Annotated in this window: 8 protein-coding genes, 7 tRNA genes, 2 rRNA genes and 1 pseudogene (1 of these 18 cut by a window edge); all 18 read right to left on the bottom strand. The window is 49.8% G+C overall.

Translation table 11 applies throughout. From position 1 onward, the window contains the following. Positions 1 to 45: 45 nt before the first annotated feature. Positions 46 to 645, bottom strand: a pseudogene (locus HNY42_RS02250) (short chain dehydrogenase). Between the two features lie 60 nt (positions 646 to 705). Continuing rightward, complete coding sequence (locus HNY42_RS02245; protein ID WP_188004986.1) at positions 706 to 1,296, bottom strand: hypothetical protein; 591 nt, start codon at positions 1,294 to 1,296, stop codon at positions 706 to 708. A gap of 78 nt (positions 1,297 to 1,374) precedes the next feature. Further along, complete coding sequence (gene glmS, locus HNY42_RS02240; RefSeq protein ID WP_012369053.1) at positions 1,375 to 3,171, bottom strand: glutamine--fructose-6-phosphate transaminase (isomerizing); 1,797 nt, start codon at positions 3,169 to 3,171, stop codon at positions 1,375 to 1,377. A gap of 613 nt (positions 3,172 to 3,784) precedes the next feature. Beyond that, entirely contained in the window at positions 3,785 to 5,140 is a 1,356-nt protein-coding gene (gene glmM / locus HNY42_RS02235) for a phosphoglucosamine mutase (RefSeq protein ID WP_131503192.1), read from the bottom strand. Between the two features lie 29 nt (positions 5,141 to 5,169). Then, positions 5,170 to 6,456 (bottom strand): CdaR family protein, encoded by a 1,287-nt coding sequence (locus HNY42_RS02230; RefSeq protein ID WP_131503191.1) that lies wholly within the window; start codon positions 6,454 to 6,456, stop codon positions 5,170 to 5,172. Beyond that, positions 6,456 to 7,316: a diadenylate cyclase CdaA gene (gene cdaA / locus HNY42_RS02225; protein WP_119923844.1), complete on the bottom strand. Its 861-nt coding sequence runs from the start codon at positions 7,314 to 7,316 to the stop codon at positions 6,456 to 6,458. The genes HNY42_RS02230 and cdaA overlap by 1 nt, the downstream gene beginning before the upstream one ends. A gap of 80 nt (positions 7,317 to 7,396) precedes the next feature. Next, on the bottom strand, positions 7,397 to 8,011 hold the full coding sequence (locus HNY42_RS02220; RefSeq protein WP_114597232.1) for an anti-sigma factor: 615 nt from the start codon (positions 8,009 to 8,011) through the stop codon (positions 7,397 to 7,399). A 21-nt stretch (positions 8,012 to 8,032) separates the two neighbouring features. After that, positions 8,033 to 8,596 carry an RNA polymerase sigma factor SigW gene (gene sigW / locus HNY42_RS02215; RefSeq protein WP_026829608.1) on the bottom strand — a complete coding sequence of 188 codons (564 nt, stop codon included), beginning with the start codon at positions 8,594 to 8,596 and terminating at the stop codon, positions 8,033 to 8,035. A 125-nt stretch (positions 8,597 to 8,721) separates the two neighbouring features. Continuing rightward, the gene (rocF, locus tag HNY42_RS02210) at positions 8,722 to 9,630 is read right to left on the bottom strand and encodes an arginase (RefSeq protein ID WP_131503189.1); all 909 of its coding nucleotides are present in this window, start codon (positions 9,628 to 9,630) and stop codon (positions 8,722 to 8,724) included. A 221-nt stretch (positions 9,631 to 9,851) separates the two neighbouring features. Continuing rightward, positions 9,852 to 9,927, bottom strand: a tRNA-Ala gene (locus HNY42_RS02205). Between the two features lie 12 nt (positions 9,928 to 9,939). Then, positions 9,940 to 10,011, bottom strand: a tRNA-Gly gene (locus tag HNY42_RS02200). Positions 10,012 to 10,017: 6 nt separating this feature from the next. Further along, positions 10,018 to 10,090, bottom strand: a tRNA-Lys gene (locus tag HNY42_RS02195). A gap of 4 nt (positions 10,091 to 10,094) precedes the next feature. Then, positions 10,095 to 10,178, bottom strand: a tRNA-Tyr gene (locus HNY42_RS02190). Positions 10,179 to 10,212: 34 nt separating this feature from the next. Further along, positions 10,213 to 10,285: transfer RNA gene (locus HNY42_RS02185), tRNA-Thr, on the bottom strand. A 13-nt stretch (positions 10,286 to 10,298) separates the two neighbouring features. Beyond that, positions 10,299 to 10,373, bottom strand: a tRNA-Glu gene (locus HNY42_RS02180). Positions 10,374 to 10,375: 2 nt separating this feature from the next. Then, a tRNA-Asn gene (locus HNY42_RS02175) sits at positions 10,376 to 10,450 on the bottom strand. Between the two features lie 16 nt (positions 10,451 to 10,466). After that, a 5S ribosomal RNA gene (gene rrf, locus HNY42_RS02170) occupies positions 10,467 to 10,582 on the bottom strand. 46 nt (positions 10,583 to 10,628) lie between these two features. Next, positions 10,629 to 12,097, bottom strand: a 23S ribosomal RNA gene (locus tag HNY42_RS02165) (it continues 1,446 nt past the right edge of the window).

The following is a 12,097-nucleotide window of genomic DNA, read 5'->3' as shown; positions in this document are numbered from 1 at the left end:
ACAACAAGACCGCCCACTTGATCCGAGTGAGCGGTCTTGTTGGATTCAATAGACTTCGTAGTTTTGTCCGGTCTGTGCCCCTTCGACGCTTTTTTCAAATGCTGTCGCGACACGCGATGCCGGAACCGCTTCGAATCCGCGGAAAAATGGTCCATACTTCTCGAGTGACTCAATCAACACGTTTGGACTGACACTGTTGATCCGGATCCCCCGTGGCATCTCGATCGCCGCGGCATGAACAAACGCTTTGACCCCGCCGTTCGCAAGAGCAGCGGACGCGCCTTGCCGAATCGGATCGTCCATCATGATACCGGTCGTTAAGGTAAAGCTGCCCCCATCCCGAACCGTCTCCAAACCAAGCAGGACGAGATTGACCTGCCCCTTCAACTTACTGTCGATTCCGATCTGATTTAACGCCGGTGTCAAATCCGTCAGCGGTCCGAAGTGTGCCCCGCCAGTCGCACTGACGACAGCATCGACCGGACCGACCGCTTCTTACATCGAACGGATGCTGGCTTCCGACGTGATGTCTACTTGGACGTCCGCTGCTGTCCGTCCGGCCCGGATGATTTCATGCCGCTCCCCTAATTGCGCGACGACGGCTTGCCCGATTGTTCCACTCGCTCCGACTACTAAAATTCTCATTTCTTTATCCCCTTCTGATCTAAACTATGTGTTCAGCCTACCGTAAATCAGCAGTTTTTTTCAAGAATGAGTACGATATGTGCGATAGAACTGAGCAAGCCGGAAGCCGACATAATCGGAATTCCATAACACGGGATAGACTGTCCGCTGATGCAGGTCCCAATAGCTGATGATGCGTCGTTCAATTCGTTGCAGATAACGATCGTTTGCTGCGGCAAAAGTTCTCAGCTGTTCTTCGGACCAGGTCTGTAGCATCGGTTCGATCCGTTCGAGAATCTCACGGACGTATTCGCCTGTCAGTTCAATTAAATAAAGCAGTACCCAATCGGTTTTTGCCTGTTCCTGTTTTAGTCGTTGAACATATTTTTCCCGGATGAACCCATCGTGATGACGGGTGTACATGCAGTACAGCAACCAGCGTTGAGTTTCGGACAGTCTCTGGATTTCTTTTTCTGTTACTTCGTCTAAGTAGAGCCGGGACGGAAGAATTAATGGCTCTCCGTAAAACGTGATGTCAATCGTCCCCCAGGTGATCGGTCTAAGGAACCGGTGCGGCAAAAGACGGATGACCGCCTGAACGTCTTTCGAACACGCTTTGGGAAAGGCCTGAATCCAGATTGATTTCTTATGATGTAGACAGAGGTTAAACATGACTCACCTTCCCCTTATTTTTATGTAAAGAAATACCCTTTCAGATTCGAACATCTGAAAGGGTATGAACTGTTTTATTTATTCAACTGTTACCGATTTCGCCAAGTTACGTGGCTTGTCGACGTCGCAATCACGGCCGAGTGCCGCGTAGTACGAGATCAACTGAAGCGGTAAGACAGACAAGAGTGGTGACAGGAGCGGCTCGACTGCTGGGATGACGAATGCATCCGTCGGCAATTCGAGACCTTCTGCTGCGATGACACACGCGTTAGCACCACGTGCGACGACTTCCTTGACGTTGCCTCGGTTGTTGAGGTGAACGTGTGGTTGTGTCACGAGGGCGATGACCGGTGTGTTGTCTTCGATCAAAGCGATTGGACCGTGTTTCAATTCGCCGCCGGCGTAACCTTCTGCTTGGATGTACGAAATTTCTTTGAGCTTAAGGGCCCCTTCCATTCCGACATACGCATCTTGACCACGACCGATGAAGAACGCATTGCGTGATTCAGACAAGTATTCTGAAGCGATCTCTTGGAACCGTTCTTTTTGTGACATGACGGACTCCATTGCGCTTGAGATTTTCCCGAGTTCTTTCATGAGATCGAAGTTCACGTCGACACCTTTTGCTTGAGCAAGGTCAAACGCAAGGACTGCGAGAACAGCGATTTGCGCTGTGTACGCTTTTGTTGACGCTACGGCGATTTCAGGACCTGCATGCAACAAGAGTGTTGCGTTTGCTTCACGTGATAACGTTGATCCTGCAACATTCGTGATTGTCAGTGCCGGGTGACCGAGTTTTTTCGCTTCGACGAGAACCGCACGACTGTCCGCTGTTTCACCTGATTGTGAAAGGAAGAGGAAGAGTGGTTTCTCAGTCAAGAGTGGCATGTTGTAGCCGAATTCAGATGAGATGTGAACTTCTGTCGGGATACCCGCGATTTGTTCGATCAATTGTTTTCCAATCAATCCTGCATGATAGCTCGTTCCGCAACCGATGATGTAGACACGGTCACGTCCGAGGACTAAATCACGGACCGATTGATCAAGTGTGATTTCGCCTGACTCGTTTTGGTATTTCTGAACGATATTCCGGATAACAGCCGGCTGCTCGTCCATTTCTTTGAGCATGTAGTGCGCGTACGTGCCTTTTTCGATGTCTGATGCATCGATTTCTGCTGTATACGCCTCACGCTCTTTGACGTTCCCGTCTAAGTCCTGGATTGTGACACTGTCACGCGTCAAGATGATCATTTCGCCGTCATGCAACTCAACGAACTGATCCGTGACTTGAAGCATTGCCATTGCGTCAGATGCGACGACGTTGAACGTACCGTCACCGAGACCGACAAGAAGCGGTGATTTGTTTTTAGCGACGTACAAGACATCCGGGTTTTCAGCATCGATCAACGCAAGTGCGTATGAACCGTGAAGCACACGAAGTGTTTGACGGAATGCTTCGACGACGTCATTTGTTTCAGCAAAGTTCTTTTCAATCATCTGAACGATGACTTCTGTATCTGTGTCGCTGAGTAAATCAACATTGAGTTCTGCTTTTAACTGCTCATCGTTTTCGATGACACCGTTATGCACGAGTGTGAAACGTGATGAAGCGCTTTGGTGCGGGTGAGCATTCGGTACACTCGGGACACCGTGTGTCGCCCAACGTGTGTGACCGATTCCGACAAGACCGTCTGCTTCTGCAGGAACGACTTCGCGTAGCGCAGCAATCCGGCCGACTTCTTTATGGACTTGAACGCCGTCGTTGACGAACGCAAGACCAGCCGAATCATAACCGCGGTACTCGAGCTTTTCGAGTCCCTTTAATAAAATTTCCTTTGTGTTAACCTGTCCAATCATACCTACGATACCGCACATAATACATTCTCTCCCATTTACAAGTATTTCCCTGAAGAGGAAACGGCTCTTGTCGAGAGTTGTCATCACGCATCTGCCTGTCCGTCTAATCACTTAAACGATTTCAGATGAGTTTACGGTACTGACATGGTACCGGGAGGCATCCGCCGAATGATTCGATAAACCCCCACCTCGTCAGCTGCCTATCACATAGTCAGCCCTGGCGCTTTCATTTCTGTCCGACCCCGTTTCTGTCCGACTTTACAATCATACGAACTTTATTTAGAAAAAGCAAGAAAGGTAACGTATTTGTAACTATTCCCGATATTTTTCTAAACGATACCTCTAATACCTAGATTTTGTAAAAAACTCTTTATTTATTTTTTGCTCTGCTTTTGCTTTTTGTCTTGTGTCCGTTTGATGATGCTTCTTTATCATGTGAAACAGGAATGCATTTTTCATGCGACTTCTACAGGACCACCAGGAAAACAGGCAAGACCCGGTTGTCGAGAGACGACAGCTAGCTTGCGTTCCGCCTGAGAAAAGCGCGGGAAAACAAGCATTTCGACAGAGTCCCCCTGACAATCCGTCCAACAAAAAAAGGAGCGGATATTCATCCGCCCCTCCGATTCACTCAGTTTTCCTGTAACGCGTAGTTTTCACGGACAACGTTCGCAATCCGCTCAACGTACATGTCACACGCTTCTTGCGTCGGCGCTTCCGCCATGACACGGACAAGTGGTTCTGTCCCTGACGCGCGGACGAGGATCCGACCGTTGCCGGCCATTTCCGCTTCCACTTCGGCAATGATTGCTTGAACAGCCGGACCGTTCATCGCACCGTTTTTATCCGACACGCGGATGTTGACGAGACGTTGCGGGAAGACCGGCATTTCGGCTGCAAGTTCCGACAACTTTTTGCCTGTCGCCTTCATGATTTGCAGAAGTTGAACGCCTGAAAGCATTCCGTCTCCTGTTGTTGAGTAATCCATGAAGATGATGTGGCCCGACTGCTCGCCGCCGAGTGTGTAGTTGTTTTTACGCATTTCTTCGACGACATAGCGATCACCGACTGCTGTCTGTAATGCTGTCATGCCGTGTTCTGCGACCGTCTTATGGAAGCCGAGGTTACTCATGACTGTTGCAACGATTGTATTGTCTTTCAAGCGGCCGATTTCATTGAGGTATTTTCCGCAGATGAACATGATTTTATCGCCGTCGACGATTTCGCCGTTCTCATCGATTGCAATCAAGCGGTCGCCGTCACCGTCAAATGACAGACCGACATGTGCGCCCTTTTCAAGGACGAATGCCGCGAGGTGTTCCGGGTGTGTTGATCCGACACCTTCGTTGATGTTCAAACCGTTTGGTGTCGTTCCGATTGTCGAGACTTCCGCTTCCAGGTCACCGAACAGTCGTGGTGCGAGGCTTGAGGTTGCACCGTGTGCACCATCGATGGCGACATGGATGCCTGAGAAATCTTCATCTGATGTCTGGCGTAACATGTGAAGGTACTTTTGTGCACCTTCATAGTAATCGTGGACGAATCCGAGTTCTTTGCCGGACGGACGCGGCAACGTATCTTCCGCTTCGTCCAGTAACCCTTCGATTTCAAGTTCTGTCGCATCATCGAGCTTAAAGCCGTCTGAACCGAAGAACTTGATTCCGTTGTCTTCGACCGGGTTGTGTGACGCGGAAATCATGACGCCCGCTGTCGCATCCATTGTTTTCGTCAAGTACGCGACACCGGGTGTCGAGATGACACCAAGACGCATGACTTCCGCTCCGATTGACAGGAGTCCGGCAATCAAGGCATTCTCAAGCATTTGTCCGGAGACACGTGTATCACGGCCGATCAAGACTTTTGGACGTGTACTTTCGTGTTTCGTTAAGACATAACCGCCTGTACGGCCAAGACGATATGCCAATTCAGGTGTCAATTCTACGTTTGCGACGCCGCGGACGCCGTCAGTTCCAAAATACTTACCCATGTTTTATTTCCTCATTTCAAAAAGTTGATTTAATTGGCTTGAACCGATGTCCGGGGAATCGCTTTGAGCGTGATATCCATATGATCCGGACGAAGAACGTCGAACGCTTTTGACGTCTGATATGAAATCGGTAAGCCGTGTGTACCTTCTTTTAAGCCGGTCACATCAATGACCGCTTTAATATCTGTTGCATCAATCGATTCAAGATCCGCTTCACTTCCACGGACGACGAGATCAATCGTCTGTTCGTAATCAATCGTATACTTCGACTCATCGAATCCGTTTAATGTCACCATCACACCGGAAATTGTTTTTTCTGCCCGATCCTCGACAGTTTCTGTCGTCGCTTTGGCATTTTCCTTCTCGACGACGATGCTGACTGTAATCGAAGTTGGTTCCATTGCTGTCACGTTGTCAGGCTCAATCAGTTTGACCGTCCGATCGACCGTCTTCGTTAATCCTTTTAAGGAAACGGGTTCCGTCGAAACGGAACCAATCCGCGACAACTCTTCTTTTGTTCCATACAATCGGGCTTCTGTCGTAATGGGAACAATCTTGACGACTTTGTAGCCTTTCTTGACAGTATCTTTTGTTTCGACGTTAATCGGAACGGTTTTACTTTCTTTATAGACCGGAACTGTGACTTCCAGTTGTTCCGGATCATAAGTAGCACTGATGGCATTTCCGTTCGCATCCGTTGCCTTGACGTTAAAGGACTCCGTAAACGTCTCAGCCCGGCCCGTCACATCGATCGGAACTTGGATTGCTGTGATCGCCTGAAGTTTTTCTGCCCCGCCGGTCACGGAGACCGTTTGACGGGTCGGCTGTGCTTCACCGACAACATATCCTTCTGCGATTTTATTTTTGTTCAGCAACGCCACTTGAACAGGAACTTCTTTCGTGACTTTTTTATCAAGGAACACTTCAATCGTTTCCTGTTTTGGTGTCACTTCGACATCTTTACCAAACCCGTCGGCAGATAGTCGTACGCGGTGATACCCTGGATCCAGCCCCGTCAAGTCAATCGACAGACCAAAGTCTTTAACGAGCCGAAGCATCGTCAAACTGCTCGATGGTCCTTTAACCGTCGTCTCGATGGTTTTTGGAATATTATAGGCGACCCACTGCGTTTCATCATAATTGACTGATACCGGTACGTCAAACTTTGCTGAGCCTTGACCGGCAATCGGCAACAGGCTCGCCGCATCACTTTTGACGGTCGAATTGGTTCCTGCCACCATCAGGTAGAGCATGACGGCAAGCAAAACCGCAACGATGCGGAGAAACCAGCGTTCATTGAACCATTTTTCGAACATTATTTTTTCGCCCCCATCCAATTCAAGAAGGAAGTATTCGTCGGTTCGGCTTTGACAATCGTCTCCAGTAACTTCGTCCGGAGTGATGCTTCATCAAGCTCCCGGTACAAACGACCATTGATGGCAAGGGAAACACCACCTGTTTCTTCCGATACAACCAGTGTGACGCTGTCCGTCACTTCGCTGACACCGATTGCTGCCCGGTGACGCGTCCCGAGATCCTTTGAGATATGTGCACTCTCAGAAAGCGGCAGGTAACAAGCAGCAGCTGCCAGTTTCCCTTGTTGGACGATGACCGCTCCATCATGCAGTGGTGTATTCGGAATAAAAAGATTGATCAATAACTGGCTCGTAATTTGTGATCCGAGCGGAATGCCCGTCTCAACATATTCACTGAGACCCGTTTCCCGCTCAATCGTAACGAGTGCTCCAATCCGGCGTTTGGACATGTATTGAGCAGATGTCACGAGCGCATCGACGATCCGGACTTGTTCATCTTCGTCACTGATGGCGCTCCGCGAAAAGAATTTACTCGTTCGACCGAGATGTTCCAGCCCCCGGCGTAATTCTGGCTGGAAAATGATGATAATCCCGAGCAGACCGTACGTGATGATTTGGTTCAGCAGAAATTGTAACGTCTTCAGTCCGAAGAATCCGCTTAAGAACCAGCTGATCAAAATGACCGAAATCCCTTTGATCAATTGAACTGCTTTTGTGCCTTTGACAATGATCATCAGACGGTAAATGACGAATGTCACGACCGCGATATCAATCACATCATTAATATAATCGTACCAATGTACGTTTTCTCCCAGTTTCAACAATTGAAATTGAAGTGGTTGCCAGTTGAAGTAATTCACCAACCGTGCCCCCTATCTCATCTGATTTAAACAGCTTTCATTATAGCACAAAGGGACGAGTTAGACTCGTCCCACTTGACTCATTCAAAGATTCGTTTAATTCCGTACCAGACCCGTTCAAAGAGTTGATCAATTTGTTTGATTTCGCCTGTGACGTTCCCGGCACTCGCGGTATATGCTTTTCCGTCGACGGTCATCACGTCTCCGTTGACCTTGCCTTCAATCCGGACATTTCCGCCTTCGACATAAAGATCCTGGTTGACGGTAACGCCTTCCGGTACAACGACTTCGCCGTTCTCTGCCACGATTCCCGGTACATTCGTATACGATAAGTCATGTTCTTCCTGTGTCAGGTAGCCGCCAAGACTGCCGACAGACAGTAACATGAAAATCGAAGCTGCAGCAAGCAACGGGTACTGCTTCATTTTCCCGCCAAAACGGGATGTTTTCCTAAGCGGAGTCACATTCGGTTGGTCCACCTGTTCGGGCAATTGTGCCAGCACGCGGGATGTAAAATCCGCCGAAAGCTTGGGTGCTGAAAGCGCGCGTAACTCTGCATCGAGGAGCCGATACTCTTCGAACTCGTCCATCGCATTCGCTTCCCGTAACTCCGCTTCAAGTCGTTTGAAGTCTTCTGGAGGTTGGTTTTGGTCTAAATAATCCTGTATCCGTTCATACACTTTTTCTCGTGTCATGGTGAGTGCCTCCTTCTCATCTCATCGTTTGCCGAAATGCTTTTTCAGCGCTTCGCGTCCCCGATGAATTCTGGTTTTAACTGTAGCGACGGGTAAATCGATCATCTCACTGATTTCTTTGAGTGAAAGATCTTCAATGTATTTCAAAACAAGTGGAACCCGGTATTTTTCCGGCAAGCCGGCGATCGCCTCTCCCACATCTTGTCGTTGTTCCGAATCAATGACTTGATCCTCCGGCAACTGATCCTTGCTTTCGAGCTGGGAATACAACGTTAGTCCTTCAGTCCCTGACATCTCAGCGTCAAGGGAATAATCCGGACGTTTCTTACGGAGCCGGTCAATCGAAACATTCGTCACGATCCGATATAACCAAGTCCGGAACTTCCACTGGGCATTATACGATTCAATTTTTGTAAAGACGCGGATGAAGGCTTCTTGTGTAGCATCTTCTGCTTCCATTCGATCCCGTAAGACACGGAAGGCGACTAAAAAAGCCCCTTCTTTATATAGATCAACAAGTGCCGCGAATGCATCACGGTCTCCCTGCTTCACTCGCTCAATCAAGCGTAGTGTTGTTTCTTCCACTTTAAATACCCCCCGCTCTATGCGGTCAATCTCTTATACGGAGTCGACCAACAAATGTTTCATCTCAATTTGAATTGTAACAAAAAAAACTTGAACCCTGACGAAAAGAGTTCAAGTTCTATCCATTATTTTACTAAACGATGGGTCCGCATATACTGGAGCAAGTTTCCAATCAACTCATTTGCAAGAATCGCTGTCCCGTTTCCTTCTTCGAGCAATGGATTCACTTCTACGAATTCTGCCGCGATGAACTCGTCCTGCTCTGCACAATGACGTAGGACCGTCTGCGCATCGTCGAGCATAATTCCGTCTGCGACCCGTGTCCCGGTTCCTTCGACAAGGCTTGGATCGAGCCCGTCCATGTCGAAACTGAGATAAAACGCATCCGTGGTTTCTTTTAAATAGGCAACTGCTTCTTCCATGATGGCATCCATCCCGCGTGTCCGAATCGCTTCCATATCATAGACACGAATACCAAGACGGTCAATCAGTTCCTGTTCTCCTGCATCCACATCGCGTAAACCGATAAAGACGAGGTGTTCCGGTTGCAGTTTGACCTCACTGCCGCCGATCTCCGTTAACCGCTGATGTCCTTCCCCTAACGCGACAGCAAGCGGCATTCCATGAATGTTACCAGATGGAGAAGTCTCAGGTGTATTCAAGTCCCCGTGTGCATCAAACCAGATGACACCGAGACGCGGTACGACTTGCCGCAGACCGGCGATCGTTCCGATTGCCATGCTGTGATCCCCTCCGACGAGTAACGGAAAACGTTGCTCTGTCAGCGCCTCACGTACAAGTAAGTGCAAATCGTTTGTCGTATGGACAACGCCTTCCAGACGTTTCAGCTGCGGATCTTCTTCCCGGACAGCATCTTCAGACAAAACAGCCGCTTCCCCATAGCGAACTGCTTCTTGTCCGTGTACTGCCAATGTTTCGAGTAGTCCTGCTTGTTCAACAGCAGCTGGTCCTTGCTCTGTCCCCGGTTTTCCTTGACCATAACGATACGGTACGCTGATATATGCAATGTTCATCGACGTGTTCCCCTTTACTTAGTAAGTTGCCTTAATTGTAAGCGGTAACAAGACGGTGGTTCAACTCAACACGATGACGCATGATTATACAAGATCAGACGACAAAAAAGCACTGTGAGAGTTTCTCACAGTGCTTTCGCGTACGTACATGAATTGCAGGCATTTCAAGTATAAAAAAACTTAAGACGAACGAAACTCGCTTAAGATCTTTAAGCAAAATTTGGTGGAGCCTAGCGGGATCGAACCGCTGACCTCCTGCGTGCAAGGCAGGCGCTCTCCCAGCTGAGCTAAGGCCCCAAAAACATAAAAAGCGGAAGACGGGATTCGAACCCGCGACCCCGACCTTGGCAAGGTCGTATTCTACCACTGAACTACTTCCGCAAAATATGAGCCATGCAGGATTCGAACCTGCGACCCTCTGATTAAAAGTCAGATGCTCTACCAACTGAGCTAATGGCTCGACATGGTGGGGGGGGGCGGATTCGAACCGCCGAACCCGAGGGAGCGGATTTACAGTCCGCCGCGTTTAGCCACTTCGCTACCCCCCCAGTTTGTCTAGGAACTATACAATTAAAAAAACAGTGCCGGCAACAGGAGTCGAACCCGCGACCTACTGATTACAAGTCAGTTGCTCTACCAGCTGAGCTACACCGGCAAAAAAATAAAAATGGTGACCCGTACGGGAATCGAACCCGTGATACCGCCGTGAAAGGGCGGTGTCTTAACCGCTTGACCAACGGGCCATTGGCTCCGCAAGTAGGATTTGAACCTACGACCTACCGGTTAACAGCCGGTTGCTCTACCACTGAGCTATTGCGGAATAAATAAAAAGAATTGCCTGGCAACGTCCTATCCTCACAGGGGGAAGCCCCCAACTACTTTCGGCGTTCAAGTGCTTAACTTCCGTGTTCGGCATGGGAACGGGTGTGACCACTTGGCTATCGTCACCAGACGACGGGCTCGCGCCCTCAAAACTGAAGTCATCAACAATCATCTGCTAGAACAAGGCCTCGACCGATTAGTATCACTCAGCTCCGCATGTCGCCATGCTTCCACCCGTGACCTATCTACCTCATCGTCTCTGAGGGGTCTTTCTTGATTACTCAAAGGGAAATCTCATCTTGGAGGGGGCTTCATGCTTAGATGCTTTCAGCATTTATCCCGTCCGCACGTAGCTACCCAGCGATGCTCCTGGCGGAACAACTGGTACACCAGCGGTGCGTCCATCCCGGTCCTCTCGTACTAAGGACAGCTCTCCTCAAATTTCCTGCGCCCACGACGGATAGGGACCGAACTGTCTCACGACGTTCTGAACCCAGCTCGCGTACCGCTTTAATGGGCGAACAGCCCAACCCTTGGGACCTACTCCAGCCCCAGGATGCGATGAGCCGACATCGAGGTGCCAAACCTCCCCGTCGATGTGGACTCTTGGGGGAGATCAGCCTGTTATCCCCAGGGTAGCTTTTATCCGTTGAGCGATGGCCCTTCCATGCGGAACCACCGGATCACTAAGCCCGACTTTCGTCCCTGCTCGACTTGTAGGTCTCGCAGTCAAGCTCCCTTCTGCCTTTGCGCTCTACGAATGATTTCCAACCATTCTGAGGGAACCTTTGGGCGCCTCCGTTACTGTTTAGGAGGCGACCGCCCCAGTCAAACTACCCGCCTGACACGGTCCTCCAGCCGGATGACGGCTGCGAGTTAGAGACTCTATGCATGAAGGGCGGTATCCCAAGGGTGACTCCTCCGAAGCTGGCGCTCCGGTCTCGACGTCTCCCGCCTATCCTGTACATCATGCACAAAGCCTCAATATCAGGCTGTAGTAAAGCTCCATGGGGTCTTTCCGTCCTGTCGCGGGTAACCTGCATCTTCACAGGTACTATGATTTCACCGGGTCTCTCGTTGAGACAGTGCCCAAATCGTTACGCCTTTCGTGCGGGTCGGAACTTACCCGACAAGGAATTTCGCTACCTTAGGACCGTTATAGTTACGGCCGCCGTTTACTGGGGCTTCGGTTCAAAGCTTCGCTTGCGCTAACCCATCCCCTTAACCTTCCAGCACCGGGCAGGCGTCAGCCCCTATACGTCATCTTGCGATTTAGCAGAGACCTGTGTTTTTGCTAAACAGTCGTTTGGGCCTATTCACTGCGGCTCTACTCATGTAGAGCGTCCCTTCTCCCGAAGTTACGGGACCATTTTGCCGAGTTCCTTAACGAGAGTTATCCCGCGCGTCTTAGAATTCTCATCCCGCCTACCTGTGTCGGTTTACGGTACTGGCACCTTCCACCTCACTAGAGGCTTTTCTTGGCAGTGTGAAATCGTGACCTTCGTCCCTACGGGACTCCGCATCGTTCCTCGACTTTGGTGCCTGACGGATTTGCCAATCAGACGGTCTCGAAACTTACACATGCACTTCCATCCGCATGCGTCACTATCCTCCTGCGTCCCCCCATTGTTCAAACGGTGGATCG

This window comes from Exiguobacterium sp. Helios (genome assembly GCF_014524545.1).
Taxonomy (GTDB): domain Bacteria; phylum Bacillota; class Bacilli; order Exiguobacteriales; family Exiguobacteriaceae; genus Exiguobacterium_A.
Note: the sequence above shows the minus strand (reverse complement) of the source record. Positions and strands in the feature narration are given on the sequence as shown.